The 16,789-nt window shown below is 71.6% G+C and carries 15 protein-coding genes; 5 read left to right on the forward strand and 10 right to left on the reverse strand.

Annotated features, from left to right (window positions below):
• The first annotated feature begins 12 nt into the window (after positions 1 to 12).
• On the forward strand, positions 13 to 1,335 hold the full coding sequence (locus AC3DEV_RS02105) for an MCE family protein (protein WP_488371152.1): 1,323 nt from the start codon (positions 13 to 15) through the stop codon (positions 1,333 to 1,335).
• Between the two features lie 104 nt (positions 1,336 to 1,439).
• Here AC3DEV_RS02105 and AC3DEV_RS02110 read toward each other — a convergent pair whose 3' ends face one another.
• Positions 1,440 to 1,916: a hypothetical protein gene (locus AC3DEV_RS02110; protein ID WP_488371153.1), complete on the reverse strand. Its 477-nt coding sequence runs from the start codon at positions 1,914 to 1,916 to the stop codon at positions 1,440 to 1,442.
• A gap of 59 nt (positions 1,917 to 1,975) precedes the next feature.
• On the opposite strand from AC3DEV_RS02110, the gene AC3DEV_RS02115 reads away from it, so the two are divergent.
• Positions 1,976 to 2,911, forward strand: a complete 936-nt coding sequence (locus AC3DEV_RS02115) for a beta/alpha barrel domain-containing protein (RefSeq protein ID WP_488371154.1) — start codon at positions 1,976 to 1,978, stop codon at positions 2,909 to 2,911.
• A gap of 8 nt (positions 2,912 to 2,919) precedes the next feature.
• On the opposite strand, the gene AC3DEV_RS02120 is transcribed toward AC3DEV_RS02115, so the two are convergent.
• The 8 genes from AC3DEV_RS02120 to AC3DEV_RS02155 all read right to left on the reverse strand — a co-directional run bounded on the left by AC3DEV_RS02120 (position 2,920) and on the right by AC3DEV_RS02155 (position 13,190).
• On the reverse strand, positions 2,920 to 3,552 hold the full coding sequence (locus AC3DEV_RS02120) for a hypothetical protein (protein ID WP_488371155.1): 633 nt from the start codon (positions 3,550 to 3,552) through the stop codon (positions 2,920 to 2,922).
• Positions 3,542 to 4,720 (reverse strand): CaiB/BaiF CoA transferase family protein, encoded by a 1,179-nt coding sequence (locus tag AC3DEV_RS02125; RefSeq protein ID WP_488371239.1) that lies wholly within the window; start codon positions 4,718 to 4,720, stop codon positions 3,542 to 3,544. The genes AC3DEV_RS02120 and AC3DEV_RS02125 overlap by 11 nt, the downstream gene beginning before the upstream one ends.
• Before the next feature lie 94 nt (positions 4,721 to 4,814).
• A complete protein-coding gene (locus AC3DEV_RS02130; RefSeq protein WP_488371156.1) occupies positions 4,815 to 6,293 on the reverse strand; it encodes an aldehyde dehydrogenase family protein in 1,479 nt (492 codons plus the stop codon).
• Between the two features lie 90 nt (positions 6,294 to 6,383).
• The gene (hmgA, locus tag AC3DEV_RS02135; RefSeq protein WP_488371157.1) at positions 6,384 to 7,709 is read right to left on the reverse strand and encodes a homogentisate 1,2-dioxygenase; all 1,326 of its coding nucleotides are present in this window, start codon (positions 7,707 to 7,709) and stop codon (positions 6,384 to 6,386) included.
• Positions 7,706 to 8,776 carry a lipocalin-like domain-containing protein gene (locus tag AC3DEV_RS02140; RefSeq protein WP_472982301.1) on the reverse strand — a complete coding sequence of 357 codons (1,071 nt, stop codon included), beginning with the start codon at positions 8,774 to 8,776 and terminating at the stop codon, positions 7,706 to 7,708. Before AC3DEV_RS02140 ends, hmgA begins: the two co-directional genes overlap by 4 nt.
• A 123-nt stretch (positions 8,777 to 8,899) precedes the next feature.
• Positions 8,900 to 10,222: an oxygenase MpaB family protein gene (locus tag AC3DEV_RS02145; protein ID WP_488371158.1), complete on the reverse strand. Its 1,323-nt coding sequence runs from the start codon at positions 10,220 to 10,222 to the stop codon at positions 8,900 to 8,902.
• On the reverse strand, positions 10,219 to 11,379 hold the full coding sequence (locus AC3DEV_RS02150) for an alpha/beta hydrolase family protein (protein WP_488371159.1): 1,161 nt from the start codon (positions 11,377 to 11,379) through the stop codon (positions 10,219 to 10,221). Before AC3DEV_RS02150 ends, AC3DEV_RS02145 begins: the two co-directional genes overlap by 4 nt.
• Positions 11,379 to 13,190: a multicopper oxidase family protein gene (locus tag AC3DEV_RS02155; protein WP_488371160.1), complete on the reverse strand. Its 1,812-nt coding sequence runs from the start codon at positions 13,188 to 13,190 to the stop codon at positions 11,379 to 11,381. The genes AC3DEV_RS02150 and AC3DEV_RS02155 overlap by 1 nt, the downstream gene beginning before the upstream one ends.
• Before the next feature lie 212 nt (positions 13,191 to 13,402).
• Between AC3DEV_RS02155 and AC3DEV_RS02160 the strand changes: the two genes are divergently transcribed.
• A complete protein-coding gene (locus tag AC3DEV_RS02160; RefSeq protein WP_488371161.1) occupies positions 13,403 to 14,236 on the forward strand; it encodes a lipase family protein in 834 nt (277 codons plus the stop codon).
• 39 nt (positions 14,237 to 14,275) lie between these two features.
• On the forward strand, positions 14,276 to 14,866 hold the full coding sequence (locus AC3DEV_RS02165) for a TetR/AcrR family transcriptional regulator (RefSeq protein WP_488371162.1): 591 nt from the start codon (positions 14,276 to 14,278) through the stop codon (positions 14,864 to 14,866).
• Between the two features lie 28 nt (positions 14,867 to 14,894).
• On the opposite strand, the gene AC3DEV_RS02170 is transcribed toward AC3DEV_RS02165, so the two are convergent.
• Positions 14,895 to 15,881 carry a diacylglycerol/lipid kinase family protein gene (locus AC3DEV_RS02170; RefSeq protein WP_096907022.1) on the reverse strand — a complete coding sequence of 329 codons (987 nt, stop codon included), beginning with the start codon at positions 15,879 to 15,881 and terminating at the stop codon, positions 14,895 to 14,897.
• Positions 15,882 to 16,225: 344 nt separating this feature from the next.
• Between AC3DEV_RS02170 and rplJ the strand changes: the two genes are divergently transcribed.
• Positions 16,226 to 16,738 (forward strand): 50S ribosomal protein L10, encoded by a 513-nt coding sequence (gene rplJ, locus AC3DEV_RS02175; protein WP_260488502.1) that lies wholly within the window; start codon positions 16,226 to 16,228, stop codon positions 16,736 to 16,738.
• The last annotated feature ends 51 nt before the right edge of the window (positions 16,739 to 16,789 follow it).

A 16,789-nucleotide genomic window follows, 5' to 3' on the forward strand; every position in this document is an offset into this window, starting at 1 on the left:
GGTTGGCGGGGGATGAGCGGCGCCGACCGCACGATGGCGCTCAAGCTGTTGGCGTTCGTGTTGGTCGGCACCGTGGCGTTCGTGCTGGTGGTGTTCTCGTTCGCCCGCATCCCACAGCACCTCGGATGGGGCCGCGTGGAGGTCGCGCTGGAGATGCGCGACGCGTCCGGGCTGTATCCGCGGGCCAACGTCCTCTACCGCGGGGTCGAGGTGGGGCGGGTGCGTCACCTGGAGATGACCCCGGCCGGTGCGCGGGCGACGCTGCTGATCGACGGCGACGCGCTGATCCCCGTCGACGCGACGGCGTACGTCGGCGCGATGTCGGCGGTGGGGGAGCTCATCGTCGACCTGGTCCCCGAAGCGACCGGCGGCCCCCACCTCTCCGACGGCGACGTCATCAGCGCCGACCGGGTCCGCCCGCCGGTGTCGGTGGCCGAGACAGTGGACCTTCTCGAGGCCACCCTGGACTCGGTCGGACCGGCGCGACTGACCTCACTCGTCGACGAGGCCTCGCGCGGCGTCGGCGGCGCGGGACGCGATCTGTCCTCCTCCGTCGACGCGCTCACCCTGCTGGCCGAGGGTGCCGGACGCGATCGCGAGCAGTGGGCGGCGTTGCTCCGGCAGACGGCGCCGCTGCTCGAGGCGCAGGCCGCGTCGTCGCCGGACGTGCGCGAGTGGGCCGCGGCGGTGGACCGCGTGGCGGGCGACGTGGCCGCCGCCGACCCGGCGCTGCGCGGGGTGATCACCGGTGCGCCGGCCGCGGCGGGCGAGACGATCAGGGCCTTCCAGGAACTGTCGCCGACGTGGCCGCTGCTGCTGTCCAACCTGGTGACCGTCGAGCAGGTCGCGGCCGTGTACACGCCGTCGATCGAGCAGATCCTCGTGCTGTTCCCGGCCATCATGGACTCCACCCAGTCGGCCGCGCTGCCCAACTCCGGTGACGTGATGCCCGCCCAGAACACCTTCTTCGTCAACAGCTACAACGACCCGCCGCCGTGCACCACGGGATTCCTGCCGGCCGACCAGCGGCGTTCGCCGACCGAGCTCGACGTGCCCGAGACGCCCCGCGACCTGTACTGCAAGGTGCCGGAGGACTCGCCCGTCGCGGTGCGGGGCGCCCGCAACATGCCGTGCATGGAGTACCCCGGGGTCCGTGCCGCCACGGTCACGCTGTGCCGGGAGAAGGCCGGGGCCGCGGGGGTCTCCGTGGTCGCCACGCCGCGCTCGTACGACCGGGGCACCGGTGTGTATCCCACCGCCGGCGCGGGGGTCTCGGCGTTCGACCGTCCGACCGGCCCGGTGGACGTCGGTGATCTGCTGTCCCCGCCCCGGTGAGCCGGCGTCGATGTCCGCGCCGGTGACGCCGACCCCGGTTGTACACGCCCCGGATGTGCGAGCCCCAGGTGCGACCCCCGCGGAGGAGCGCGCCGTCGCCGGGGTCAGCGCGGCGTGAACCCCGAGACAAGCCACCGGTCCCCGTCGCGGATCAGCCCCACCTCGACCACGGTCTGGAGTACATGGGGGATGCCGTCGGCGCCGATCGTGTGGCGGTCCAGAAAGACGACGACGAGCGCGTCGTCCCCGTCCAGCCCCGCGAGAGCCGAGCCCGCCGAACGCGCCGAGGAGGCCACCTGACCGGCGGTGCTGCGCGGCACGGTGACCTGCCGGCTCTGCTCGCGGAAGTGGTCGAGGAACGGCGGGGCCAGGAGTGGCTCGGCGGCGGCGAGGTCCTCGGCCACGGTCTCGGGCCGGTAGTCCAGGACCGCCAGCGAGGCGGTCTCGGCCGCGGCCACCGCACCGGCGGCCAGCCGCTGCCGTTCCGCGGCCCGTCGGTCGACCACGGTCAGGCCGACCGCGGCGACCGCCAGCACCACCAGCAGCACGACCAGGACGGTCCTGACCCGCGCGCGGCTCACCGTGCCGCCACCCGCCATGTCAGGCCCCCCGCCGCACGCCGATACGGGAGGATGACCCCATGACCACGCACCCGATGAGTTCCGTCGCCGTCCGCGACGTCGCCCTGCGCGACGGGCTCCAGCTCACCGACGGCAGGCTGTCCACCACCTCCAAGGTCGAGCTCGTGCGGACCCTGCTCGGCCTCGGGGTCCCGGAGCTCGAGGTGGGGTCCATGGCCCGGCCGGACCTCGTCCCGGCACTGGCGGACACCCTCGACGTCGTCGGCGCCCTCGAGGAGTCCGACCGCGACCGCTGCTGGGTGTGGGTCGCGACCCCGGGCCACGTCCGCCGGGCCGCGGACGCCGGCGTCCGCCGGTTCCAGTACTGCCTGTCGGTGACCGACGAGCACAACACGGCCAACATCGGCCGCGACACCGCCACGAGCATGGACGCGCTTCCGGAGGCCGTCGAGGCCGCCGCGGCGGTGGGCGGCACCGTCCAGCTCTGCCTGGCGACCACGTTCACCTGCCCGATCACCGGGCCGGTCGATCCGGCGCGCGTGCTCGAGCTGGTTGCCGACCCGCGCGGCGAGGGCACCGTCGACGTGGTGTTGGCAGACACCCTCGGCCAGGCGCACCCGCGGCAGGTGGGCGACCTCGTCGCCGCCGCTGTCGAGCCGGCCGGTGAGCGCCGGATCGTCTTCCACGGCCACGACACGTGGGGGATGGGTGTGGCCAACACCCTCGCCGCCGTGGACGCGGGGGCACGGATGGTGGACGCGGCGCTCGGCGGCCTCGGGGGCTGCCCGTTCGCCCCCGGCGCGTCCGGGAACACGGCCACCGAGGACGTGCTGTTCGCCCTGCGCCCCGACTGGTTGGACCCCGGCCGGTTCCACGAGCTGGTCGCGGCATCCGATCGCATGCTGGGCGAGCTCGGCGAGGATTCGCGGTCGCGGGCCTCGGCCGGTGCGCACGGCAACGGCCGCGAGTTCGACTGGACCCTGCCCCGGGGTTGACCTCGCCCTCACACCGCCACCTCGGCCGAGGCCACGACGGCGCGGCCGTCCTCGATCACGGCCTCGATCCGCCAGCGCCACAGCCGCTCACCGGCACGGTCGCCCTCACCGGTGTCGTCGACGTCGTCGGCACCGGCATCGCCGCGCGCCTCGGATCTCGCGTGCGCGGCCTCGGTCCGCGTGTTGCTCACCTCGGACCGGACCGCCACCAGCAGGCGAGCCCGTGCGGGTTCGTCCCCGCTGTCGACGAGCCCACCGTCGAGGATGCCGCGGACGGCCACGTCTTGCTCGACCCCGGAAGCGACCACCCGCGCGCTGGAGCGCACCTCGTCGTCGTCGACAAGGCGTAGTACCTCCGCCCGTCGTCCGGTCACCTCCTCGCGGAACCGGCCGGTACCCAGGGCGGTGAGCCGATCCAGGGAGGCCTGGGCGTCGCCGGTGGACAGTGACGACAGCAGTACGGCGACCTCGGTGGCGACGGAGGTCAGGCGCGCGCGGTCGGCGTCGGCGGCGCGGCGCGCCCACACCGACGACGTAGGCACGGCCACGGCGATCGCGGCGGCGAGCACCAGGGCCACCACCAGCACGGTCGTCAGTGCCGGACGCCTTCCGGCCGCTCCGCGCGGCGGATCAGATGACACCGCGGGCGGCCAGGTCGGACAGGCGATCCGCGTCGATGCCGAGCAGGTCGCGGTAGACGGCGGCGTTGTCGAAGCCGGGCTCCGGCGTCCCACCGCGCCGGACCGAACCCGGGGTGTCGCCGAGGACGGGCACCACGCCGGGGCCGAGCACGGTGTCGTCGACGCCCGGCACGGTGTGCGGCACGATCATGTCGCGGGCGAGGAACTGCTCGTCGCGCACCACGTCCGCGACGGTGTTGACCGGGCCCACCACCACGCCGGCGGCCTCGAGGGTCTCGCGTATCTGCTCGGCGGTGCGCTCGGCGGCCCAGTCGGCGATGATCGCGTCGATCTCGTCCTGGTGCACCCCGCGCGCGGAGTGGTCGACGAAGCGGGGATCCTCCGCCAGGTCGGGACGCCCCATCGCGGCGCACAGCCGACGGAACACGGTGTCCTGGTTGGCGGCGATGATCACCCACGGCCCGTCGGCGGCGCGGTACAGGTTGGACGGCGCGATGCCCTCCAGTCGGGTTCCGGAGGGGCCGCGCACGACCCCGGCGGCGTCATAGTCGGGGATCACCGACTCCTGCACCGCCAGGCACGACTCGGTCAGCGCGACGTCGACCACCTGGCCGCGGCCGGTGGTGGTGCGGGCCAGCAGCGCGGCGAGGATCCCCTGGACGGCGAACATGCCACCGAGGGTGTCGCCGATCGACAGGGCCATGCGCGGCGGGGGCATGTCTGGGAAACCGTTGAGGTGTCGCAGGCCCGACACGCCCTCGGCGACTGAGGCGTACCCGGCGCGGGTGGCCTGGGGCCCGGTCTGGCCGTAGCCCGACACCCGCCCGATCACCAGACCCGGGTTGATCTCGTGCAGCCGGTCCGGGCCCAGCCCCCACTTCTCCAGCGTGCCGGGGCGGAAGTTCTCCACCACGACGTCCGCGCGGGCGACCAGGTCGAGGAAGAGCGCCGCGCCCTCGTCCGAGCGCAGGTCGAGGGTGACGGACTCCTTGTTGCGGGCGTGGACGGTCCAGAAGTGGCGACGACCGTCACGCTCGCCCTGGCCCCACGTGCGCAGCGGGTCCGGGCGGCCGGGGTCCTCGATCTTGACCACGCGCGCGCCCATGTCGCCGAGGAGGCGGCCGGCGAACGGCCCGGCGATGAGGGTGCCCAGTTCCAGCACGAGCATCCCGGCCAACGGGCCCGTCCGCGCCTGATCTGCGCCCTGTTCGCCCACACCCTTTGTCACGTCCGGTGCCTCCTCGTCCCGCGGGTCGGTCTTCTCAGAACCCTAGGTGCACGGTCTTCTCCTCGGTGAAGGCCTCCAGGCCGCTCACCCCGAGCTCGCGCCCGATGCCGCTGGCCTCGCGGCCGCCCCAGGGCAGCGACGGGTCCGGGACGCCCCAGCCGTTGACCCAGACCGTACCCACCCGCAGCTGCGGGATCACCGAGTGCACGGTGGACAGGTCGCGCGAGAAGATGAACGCGTTGAGCCCGTAAGGGGTGTCATTGGCGATGCGCACGGCCTCGTCGGTGTCGGAGAAGGTGATGACCGTGGCAACGGGGCCGAAGATCTCCTCGCGGGCGATCGTCAGCGAGTTGTCGCCGCGGAACACGGTGGGTTCGATGAAGTAGCCCCGGTCGCCGACCCGGCCACCGCCCGTGACGAGGTCCGCGCCCTCCGACCGGCCCGCGTCGATGTACCCCATGATCCGGTCGAACTGGCGCTGGCTGACGATCGTGCCCTGCGTGCTCGCGGGATCGAACGGGTCGCCCACCACCGAGGACCGCGCGAACTCCGCCAGTCCCTCGACCACCTGATCAGCGATCGACTCGTGCACCACCACGCGGGTGCCGGCCGCGCAGACCTGGCCCTGATGGTAGAAGTTGCCCATCGCGATCCACGGCATGGCCGTCTCCAGGTCCGCGTCGCCGAACACGAGCTGCGGGGCCTTGCCGCCCAGCTCGAGGGTGACCTTTCGGAACCTGTCCCCGGCCAGCATCTGGATCTGACGCCCCACGCGCGGGCTACCGGTGAAGGTGATCTTGTCCACGCCCGGGTGTGCGGCCAACGCGGCGCCGGCGGTCTCCCCGGTACCGGTGACCACGTTGAACACCCCGTCCGGCACTCCGGCCTCGGCGAGCAGATCGGCCAGGCGGAGCGGGGCCAGTGAGGCGTCCTCGGCGGGCTTGAGCACCACCGAACACCCGGCGGCGAGGGCCGGGGCGACCTTCCACGATGCCACCACGGTGGGGTTGTTCCACGGGGTGATCGCCCCGACCACGCCGAGGGGCTGGCGCAGGGTGAACCCGAACCGGCGCTGGTCGCCGACGTTCGGCAGTTGCGCGCTCTGGCCGTAGATCTTGTCGGCGGAGCCGGCGTAGTGGCGGAACACCCCGGCGGCGGCGGGGATGTCCCCACCGACGGTGTGCAGGTAGAGCTTGCCCATCTCCGTGGTCTCGAGGGTGGACAGCTCGCCTGCGTGCTCCTCGATGAGGTCGGCGGCGCGCATGAGGATCCGCCCCCGTTCGGCACCGGGCATGCGCGACCACACCCCGGACTCGAACGACACCCGGGCGGCGGCGACGGCCCGGTCCACGTCCTCGGCGGTGCCGGCCGCGAGTCCGGTGATCCGCTCCTCGGTGGCCGGGTTGACCGCGTCGAGGGTCCCGCCGGCGGCGGGGGCGACGGCCCGGCCGCCGATGCGTAGCCCGGTGTCGGGGAGGGTCAGAGGTGCTACTTCGGGGAACGTCGCGGTCATTGCTTTACTCCTATAGAGGGTGGTGGTGGAACGAGGTGGTGGCGGGACGGGTGGGTCGGGGTGGTGACGACTCCGACGACGACGGCGAGGTCATCCGCGGCGGAAGCGACGCTCTATCCCGGTCCACGACGAGTCGTAGTCGGGTTGACGGTGGCCGGCGTCCATGGCGGAGTCGGTCACCGCCAGGGCCAACCTGGTCTCGAACATGAAGGGCAGCGAGCCGGTGAGCTTCTGCGGCACCAGGTCCGCCTCGCCGGCCATCTCGAAGGTCTCGCGGTCGGCACCGTGCGCGGACCACTGGTTGTGCAGTGAAGCCCCGCCCGGGACGAATCCCTCGGCCTTGGAGTCGTGGGAGCCGCGGACCAGCCCCATGAACTCGGACATCTGGTTGCGGTGGAAGTGCGGAGGCCGGTAGGTGTCCTCGGCCACGACCCAGCGGTCGCCGAACACCGCGAAGTCGGCATTCGCCTGCCCCTCGAACGGACCCGGTGAGGTCAGGACCGTGAACACGGACGGGTCCGGGTGATCCCACAGCGCGGTGTTGAGGGGGCAGAAGTCGTCGAGGTCGAACACGTACGCGGCGTGGTTGCCGTGCCAGGCCACCACGTCGAGCGGGGAGTGGTCCAGCTCGACCGACCACCAGCGACCCCCGAACCGCTGCCACAGCTCGACGGGCTCCTCACGGTCCTCGTACCAGGCGGTGGGGTAGCGGAAGTGGCGGGCGTCGGCCAGGCCGTTCGCGCCGATCGGGCCGAGTTCGGGCAGGGTCAGTGCGGCACCGTAGTTCTCCAGCACGTAACCCGCGGCGGTCTCACCGAGCAGGTCGACGCGGAACCGCACGCCCCGGCAGATCACGGCGAACTCGCCGGGGGAGACCACGAGCCGTCCGAACTCGGTGAGCAGCATGATCGGCCCGGCCTGCGGCACGATGAGCAGCTCGCCGTCGGCATCGACCATGTAGCGGTCGGTCATCGACGCCGAGGCCGCGTACCAGTGGATGCCCACGCCGGTGCGCTGTCCGACGTCGCCGCAGGTCCCGTAGGTCTGGATCCCGTCGAGGAAGTCGACCCCCGGGGCGGGCACCGGCGGCGGGTTCCAGCGCAGCCGGTTGGGGGAGGCGATCCCCGCGGCCGAGGGTGCGGCCTGCCAGCCGTCGAGCCCGGCGCGCCGGCGGAAGGCGGTGTGGGCGACCGACGGCCGGATGCGGTAGCTCCAGGTGCGGCGCGTGACCGCCCGCGGCTCTGTGAAGGCGGTGCCGGAGTGCTGCTCCGCGTAGAGGCCGAGGGGGGCGCGCTGCGGCGAGTTCTGGCGACGTGGCAGCGCGCCCGGTTCGGCCTCCGTCTGGTGGTGGCCGGCGAAACCGTGCAGGTAGTCGAGTCGCGGGACGCCCGAGGCTGAGGTGCTGTCGGGGCTCACGACAGCGCGACCATCTCGTGGAGGGTCTGTCCGGTGTGGGTCTCCTGCCTACCGTCGATGGTCACGGTGAGGTCGAAGTCGGAGCGGAACCGGAAGTATCCCGGGTGCCCGACGGCCTTCTTGACCAGCTTGTTCAGTGGCGGGCGACCCACCACCGGAATATCGGAGAGCAGATCGTGTGCGTGGACGATCTCCCGCACGGTGAGGGTGAGGTCGATCTTCCCCGGGACCTCGAGGCGCAGGAACGACGGGTACGAGCGGTCGGCGACGGCGTCGAACACCGCCGGCCCCTCGGTGATGTCGACCCCGCCCTCGGACAGCATCACCTCGCGGCCCCGGGCCACCATGATCGGCTGGGACCAGTGGGAGCCGTAGCGCCCGGTGGTCTGCACCATGGCGTAGACCAGAGAGATCTCGTCGGTGTAGAGGCGCCCCCAGTACCACTTGGAGATGATGCGCTTCATGTCCCCGACGCCCCAGTTGTGGTCGTGGTACCCGCGGCCGCTCACCTGCTCGGCACGGCCGTCGACGCTGACGGTGCCCTCGACCCGTGCCCGGGGCGCGCCCACGCACCAGGCGAAGTACTCCCGGTCCGTGTAACTGGTGCGGCCGCGACCGGGCATCCACGGCGGCACCTCCGCATGGAAGGTCAGGTCCACGCCGATGCCGTCCTGTTCGGCCTTGACCCGGTAGACGGGCAGACCGTCCACCTCGTCGACCAGGACCGCACTGTGGTGGGCGATCGCGACGTCGACCTTCTCGGTGGAGACGCTGAGCTCGGCGTCGGAGTGGTGTCGGTTGGACTCCCTCCGCTGACCGTCCGGGGAGTAGAGGTGGATCTCCACACCGGGTCGGCGCCGGACGAGCTCGCGGCTCTGCAGCATGACCACCACGATCCGGCCGTCGTCGAGGTGGGCGTCGAAGTACCAGTGCTCGAACGCCTGCTTGTCGGAGTCGAGGTGGGCGGCATTGTCCGCGGGCACCACGTCCGTGAGGTGACCGTCCCGGCGACCGGGACCGTTCCACGCCTCGACGATGTTCAGGGACGGGCCTTGCAGGAGGGTCATGGGGATCTCTCTCGGTCGGGGAGCAGGGGAGCAGGGGAATCGGTGGGCCGGGGCCGGCACCGGGGCCGGCACCGGGGCCGGCACCGGGGCCGGTTCGGGTCCGGTCGGCACCGGGCCACGGGATCAGCGCCGCAGGGCGCCGGAGGCATCGAATGCGGCCTCGCGGCCGGCCATCTGTGCGCGGTACCAGTTCTCGCGGTGCCAGCACATGACGCGCTCGTGCACCCGGCCGACGGGAGGCACCCGCCGGGCGATCTCGACGGCGGTGATGAGCGGGAACCGGGCCACCGGGATGAGCGCCCACGGCAGCGCGGCGGGCATCCGGTACTTCCGGCGTGTGCCCGGGGCCATGAACATCGCCGAGTAGACCGAATTGATCCGGAAGTTGTAGTGCTCACGGAGGCGTTGCAGGCCGGTGTGGCCCTCGCGGGGTGCGAACGCCTGCGGGTAGGACTCGATGAGTTCGCGCCCGTGTCCCCCCGAGTCGTGGGAACGGGAGAGCATCGCCATCAGCAGCATGCGGACGCTGTCGGCGATGGTCTCCGGGTACCACCGCATCCGCACCCCGAGCAGGTGGCCCATGTACTTCTGGAAGTGGATCAGGGCCCGGATCTCGCGCAGGCTGGTCTGGTAGCCGAGCGCCCAGAGACCGAACCCCGGGGTGACGGAGCCGGCGATGAGCGTGAGCACCATGTAGGACTGGCTGATCGGCAGCCCCCACTTCTCGATGTCCCACTCCCCGTGCGAGGCGACCCGTGAGCGGACCGAGACGTGCATGACCCGGACCTTCATCGCCGTGGCCCGACCCTGCGAGCCGGGTCGGAGCAGCGCCCCCGGTTCGGACACGTCGATCCAGAACCGGCAGGTCTCGAGGAAGCGCCGTAGGGCGTTGTCCCCGGCGTACCCGCCCGCCAACGACAAGGGGGTGGCCACCGCCGACTCCGTGTAGATCTCCAGGGTCTCGGCGCCGGCGAAGCTGAACAGCATGGTCCCCCAGCGCCGCCAGATCCTGGCGCCCTCCTCGATCAGGGCCGGGTCGACCCAGTCCGGGATGGTCTCGAACTCCGCGAACAGCTCCCGCATGGAGTCCGGCACGTCGTCGAGCGAGTCGATGCCGTCCGCGAGGGCCCGGTCGAGCATCCGCCTGGTCTCCTCGGGCCCCGTCTCGCCGTGGTACACCTCGTCGACGAACCGCTCTGCGACGGGATCGCCGGAGAACAGGTCCTCGCAGACGGCGGCCGCCTGCTCGTCGGTGGGCAGGAGGTCGAACCCGGTCACCCTGAGTATCGCGGAGCGCAGGCGACGGAACGCGGGGTTCTCGCGGCCCTCCCAGTAGGCGAACCGGGTGGGGCAGCGGACGCCGTCGGGCACGGCGGCCCGGTCGGAGTGGATGCCGACCTCGTCGCCCACGTCGATGGTCACGGAGTCGTGGCTGGTTCTGGTCATGACAGTCCTTCCTCGTCCTGCGCGGTGTGGGGTGCGGGTGAGCGACCGAGCCTTCCGTCCATCCACCCGAGGAGCCCGGCGATGACACGGTCGAGGCCGTCCGGCTGGTCGACCAGGTAGTGGTTGAGGTGGCGCATCTCCACCAACTCGACCTCGGGGTCCGCCGAACAGGCGGCCATGAGCCGGGAGTCCTCGGCGAACGCGGCCTGGTCGCCGAGCAGACTCACGACGAGGGTCGGTTCCGTGATGCGGGGCAGGTCGGAGAGGGCGTCGGCGGCGGTGTGTTCCGGGCTCCAGGTACTCAGCCAGCTGCGGGCGGTGACGAAGCGGGCGAGCCCGCCGGCCGCGGTGTTGGCCGCCTTCGGATCGCCGTACATCGATCCCGCCTCGCGATCGCTGGGATCCAGGGTGAGGTCGAGGAAGCGGGGGTCGGCAGTGGTCCGGTGGACCACGAACCCGCGGTCGGATCCGCCGTCCTTCTCGAGACGCGCGAGGGCCTCGACGGCCCGTCGGTCGATCCGGCGCATCCGCTCCGCCTGCGCCGCGCGGTAGCGCGCCACCCATTCCGGGTCGAACGGCGCGGTGCGGCCGGGGGCGAACAGGTCCAGCTCCGGGTCCACCGACCAGGGGTCGTCCTCATCGGTCACCGCCGGGTCGATCCAGTGACTCAGGACCCGTGCCCGGCCGGGGTGCGCGCCGACCAGCATCAGCGCGTCGGCGGCCTCGACGCCGTCGGCGCGCGACTGGTGGAACGTCGCCAGTGAGCCCCCGCCGGAGAAGCCCAGCAGAACGATCTCCTCGAAACCCAGCTCCTCACGCATCCACCGGATGCCGGTGCCCAGGTCCGCCGCCGCCCGCTCCATGAGCAGTGCGGGTTCGTTGTTGGCGTACCGGGTGTTGAGGCCCATCGCGGGCTGGCCCGCCCGTGCGAGCGCGGCGAGCAGGAAATGGCTGAGGAAGTTCGACGCCGGGTGACACATGATGACCCCGCGACGGCGCGAGGCCCCCGGGATCTCCACGAGGTTGGCGTGCAGGGTCGGGTAGTGACGCGACAGACCGGAGTGCATCTCGATACGGCCGTCGGTGGCCGGTTGATAGGGGATCCGTTGGAAGTGGTCGACGGGCCGGCTCTCGGTGGGAGTGGTCTCGGTGGGCATCAGGTCACCGTCCTGTAGCGGAGCATCATGTCGTGGTCCTCGTGGTCGAGGATGTGGCAGTGCCACACGTATCCCTGCAGCGTGTCCTTGCGGTGGTGGGCTGCCGGGGGAGCGACGGACCCGATGTAATCGCCTCCGAGGCGGTCGACCCGGGGTTCCGCTCCGTGTGCGTGCACGTTTCCGTGTCCCCCGGCCTCGTGTCCGCCGAGGGACACCGCTGCCGGGAAGGTCGCGTCGGGGTCGAACCCGAGGTCGTCGGCGGTCGGGAAGTGGACCAGGACCCTGGTCACGGAGTTGGGGTCGGCGATGACGGTGTCCTTCATCCCCGTCTCCCACGGCTCGGGCGCACGGACGGGTCCCACCACGAAGGGATCGGGGTCCGGTGTCCACTTGATCCCGGTGGGAGGTTGGGGCTGCCGCAGACACATCGCGATGGTGTCGACCGCCTGGCGGGACAGCACCCGGAAGTGCACCAGGTGGATATGGATCGGGTGCGGATCCGGGGTGGCGTTGACGATGTTCCACATCTCCACCGACCCCTGGCGTGGCATCTCGATCTGCTCACTGGACCACCGCAGGTTGTTCAGACTCATCATCGACGGTGGAATCCGAATGTCGCTGGGCTGGCTCAGAGAGACGTTGCGCACCGCCGGTGCGCGGGTGACCGGCGCGAGTGCCGGGGGCTGGCCGGTGCCGCCGCGCAGGGTCGACGGGACGGGTCCCGTGTGGCCCCTGGCGTTCGTGGCCCGGAACCGCATGAGACTCCCGAGCTTCACCGCTCCGATCTGGGCGGCCTGGGGAGCGGCCTCCTCCGCATTGAGCAGCTCCACGGTCTCGCCGGGCGCGAGACCCGAGAAATCGACGAGCACGTCCGCCCGTTCACCCGGGCCCAGCCGGAATCCGTCCACCCTGGCGGGCGCGGCGAGCAGGCCGCCCTCCATCCCGATCACCCACATGGCCAGCGGCCGGGACAGGTGCAGCATCCAGTTGCTGAACGATGCGGCGTTGACCATGCGCAGCCGGTAGAGCCCGCGGGCGACCTCCGCACTCGGCCAGATCACCCCGTTGACCAGTCCGACGTCGCCCACCGCCCCGCCTTCCCAGCGCCCTTCCGGGACGATCGGGGTGGAGCGCATGGACGCCGCGCCGTCGGGGCGGACGATCTTCTCCTGCAGGACGAGCGGGATCTCGAACTCGCCGGCGGGCAGTCCCAGCGGATTGTCGGGACGTCCGGTGTCGAACCGGTCGCGTAGGAGGTAGCCGCCCGCGAGACCGCCGTAGACGTTGAGGCGGGTGATGGCCATGGCGTGGTCGTGGTACCAGAGCCCGGCCGCCTCCTGCCGGTTATCGAAGTGGTGGACGTGGCCCTGCCCGGGGAGGGACGACTGCTCCGGGTGGCCATCGCTGGCGGGCTCGGTGACCCCGCCGTGCAGGTGTAGCGACGTGGGTACCCGGGTACGCACCGACTCCGACAGTCCGTGCAGGCTCGTGTCGATGTCCGCGGCGTGTGGGTGGGCTGAGATCTCATTGCGGTAGGTCAGCGTCGTCCGCACTCCGGCGTGGGCCTCGATCACCGGACCCAGGTAACCGGCCGCGCCGTAACCCAGGGTCATCGTCGGCGGGAGATCCCGGTGGAACAGGTGGGTGCCCGTCCGCGCGGACAGTTCCAGGGACTCTCCGCGCAGGACGTCCGGACGCGGGAGCTCGTCCACGTAGGGCTCGAGGACGGGGGAGTGGAACAACAGGGGGCTCGGACCGAGCGACCCCGGGCCGACCTGCGCGCGGGTGGCGGACGCGCCGACGAGACCCATGCCCGCCACACCAGCCGCCGTGCCGAGGAGCCTTCGCCGCGTCACCACGGGCCCCCGAGCGCCGCCATCGAACCCGACCATGAGACCTCCCGTTGCTATGACGCGAGTCACAGTACCCTACGGTATGGTGTGGAGGTGGGGTTCACCGAGTTACCGGGGGAGAGATGGCTCGAGGGGAGATGCGCTGGCGCAGGAAGCTGATGGTCGGTTGCGTGACGTTGCTCCTCGCGGGGTCGGCGGCGGCGCTGGCGGCGCCGGCGGGCACGGCGACAGTGGGGCGCCTGGCGTGCACGGGCCCCGAGGTCTTGCTGGTCCATGACCTGGCGGGAACGCCAGGGGACTGGGACCTGCTCGCCGCCGACCTGCGGTCGGCCGGGTGGTGCCCCGTCGCCGTCGACTGGGGACGCCCCCGCCCGGGTGACGTCCCGCTCCCGGTCGGCGGCCTCACCGGAGTGGACGCGGCGGCGGTCGAACTGGCCGGCGACCGGGGCTGGACCTTCATGCGGTCCGGCGCGCACGCGACCGGGGCCGAGACGGGGTGGGCGCCGGAGCGGGTACCGGTGGTGGCCAGGGGGGTGGGCGGACTCGTGGTCCAGCGCGCCGTCCAACTCGCCGTCGGACGCACCGGCCGGGCCGGGCCGCCGATCAGCGCGCTGATCACGCTTGGGCCGCTGTGGAACGGCACCAACGTGCTGGGGATCGCCGACCTCGAGGACCTCAGCCGCGCCCTGGGGACCTTCGAGGCGGTCCTCGCATGGGAGCGCACCTGGATGGACCCGGTCTGCGAGGGGTGCCGGGAGGCCGTACGTGGCTCGGACCTGCTGGTCCGGCTCCACGCGGACGGCCTCCGGACGCGCGGGGTGGTCTATACCGACATCGTCTCGACGGTCGACCTGCTCGTGCACCCACCGCTGGAACAGTCCCCGCCCGGCACGGAGGTGCGGGTCGTCCGGCCGTTCGCGGGCGGCCGGCCCGTGTGGCACGGCGAGCTCGGGCGGGACCCGGACTCACGCGGTCTGGTCGTGGAGGCTCTGGGTCCGACGTAGGCTGACGACGATGACGACACGACACGGTGCGGCGGGCCGATGACCCAGGGGTCGACGTGGGCCGCGCGGCCGACCGGTCCGCGCACGGGGCGCCTCTCGGCGGAGGACTGGGCCCGCGCGGGGTTGGACCTGCTCATGACCGAGGGCAGGTCCGCGGTCAAGATCAGCAGACTGTGCGCCGACTTCGGCGTCACGAAGGGTAGCTTCTACTGGCATTTCGCCGACTTCGACGCGCTCATGGCCGCCATCGCCAGGCTCTACTTCTCGCAGGAGATGGACGCCGCCCGTGGTCTGGTCACCATGGAGGAGATGCCACCCGACGCACGGCTGGAGACCATGAGCGCGATGCTCGTGGAATCCCGCGCCTGGGAGGGGGAGGCCGCGATCCGCGAATGGGCCAGGGCGGACGAGACCGTCGCCGAGGCGGTTGCCGAACTGGACCAACGCATCCTGCGGGTGGTCCACGACGCGTTCGTCGAACTCGGGTTCTCCGAACGGGGGGCGAGGATCCGCGCCGGCGTCTTGGTGTACGCCGGCATCGGGTTCGTCTACGGGCGCTCAGCGCTGCCCGTGCCCACCGTGGAGGAGATCCACGACGTCCTGGCGCTGCTGGTGAAGCCCGAGACCTGACCTCCGGGGCCAGGTCGGGGAGCGCGGGTCAGACCGCCACCCGGACCGTGAGCCCCCTCCGCTTGATCCGGGCCGAGAACTCGGTCACGGTGCCGCAGTCCTCGCCGTCGATCTGGAACGCGGCCGGCTTCTCCAACACGCGGGCGGTGATCCCCACGCCCTGGCGGAAATCCAGTGGCCGGGTCCGATGCTCTTCTTTCCCGCTCTCCGGGGTGGAGTTCCTCCGCAGTATCGGCTTGAGCCGGTGCTGGAACGTGTGATGGGCCAGCACCGCACCCGCCTGCGCCCACCCGAGAGGGCCCTTGGCGCGCAGAGCGAGAACGTCCAGGAGTCCGTCGTCGATGACGGCGTCGGGCAACAGCACCATCCCCGCCTGCAGCATCCCGCAGTTGGCCACCAGGAGAGTGCGCGCGCGGGTCTGGATCGGCGATCCGTCGTCGAGGGCGTACTCGACCCGGATCCGGTGGCCGCGCAACAGCGTGTTGGCGAACGCGCCGACGTACGCGAGCCAGCCCACCCGTGCCTTCAGTTTGTCGTCGGTGCCCGCGATCATGTCGGCGTCCATCCCGGCGCCGAGCATCACGAGGAACACGTCATCGTGGGACACGCCGTCGCCGTCGGTGTAGTGGACCTCGCCGAGATCGATCGCGCGGCTCCGACCGCTCATGGCGACACGCAACGCACGGTCGACATCGTCCAACGGGACGTCGAGGTTGCGGGCGAGCAGGTTCCCGGTTCCCAGGGGGACGACTCCCATCGGCACCGAGGTGCCGAGCAGGCCCTGCGCCACCGACCGTACGGTGCCGTCGCCGCCGCACGCGATCACCAGTCCGACACCGTCGGCGGCCGCCCGTGCCGCCTGACCGGTGCCCGGGTCCTCCTCGGTGGTCTCGTAGAAGACGGGATCCGTCCACCCGTGCCTGGACGCCCGCTCCTCGGCGAGGCGGCGGACCTCGTCGATTCCGACCTTGGTGGGGTTGTAGACGACGGCGAGGCGAGACGGGGCTGGGGACACCGCACCAATGTGTCAGAAAGCCGACCGGCCCGCCATTCGTCGCCCCCGGGCCGATTTGGTATGCGACGGCGGCCGCCTATATCCTTGGGGCCGAAGTTTGAACGTCCGGGGGTCCTGCCCTCGGATACCTGATCAAGTTTCACCGAAGACCGCAGGTCGCCGCTCCCGCCGGGGGTGGTCGAAGGGTCCGGGAGCGCCCGGACGGCCCGCGCAGGAGAACACCGGTCAGCGTCGGATGTGCAGTGGATCCCCAGGATCCGTGCCAGCTCCTCCACGCCCCGTGCCGCCTGCGCACGGGGCGTTCGTGTTTTCTCGGGCGAGATGATGCAGAAAGGAGGCGAAACATGGCAAAGCCCGCAAAGGTCCAGGCCGTCGAGGAGATCAAGCAGCACTTCCAGAACTCCACGACCGCCGTGGTCACCGAGTACCGCGGACTCTCCGTTCCGCAGGTCACCGAGCTGCGCAAGACGCTGGGTGACGCGGCCACGTACACCGTGGCCAAGAACACCCTGGTCAAGCGTGCGGCTGAGGAAGCCGGAGTCGAGGGTCTCGACGACCTCCTGTCCGGCCCCACCGCCATCGCGTTCGTCACCGGTGAGGTCGTGGACGCCGCCAAGGCGCTCAAGAACTTCGCCAAGGACAACAAGGCGCTCGTCATCAAGGGCGGTGTCATGGACGGCGCCCCGCTGTCCGCCACCGAACTCGACAAGATCGCCGAGCTCGAATCCCGCGAGGTCCTGCTCGCGAAGATGGCCGGTGCCCTCAAGGGCAACCAGGCCAAGGCCGCCGGCCTGTTCAACGCGCCCGCTTCGCAGCTGGCACGTCTGTTCGCGGCGCTCCAGGACAAGAAGAACTGACACACCCCACATGCTTCCGGGCCGTCTGACGGCACCGGGACCAACAGAAAG

It is taken from the genome of Dietzia sp. IBK-p2-15D, assembly GCF_057773105.1.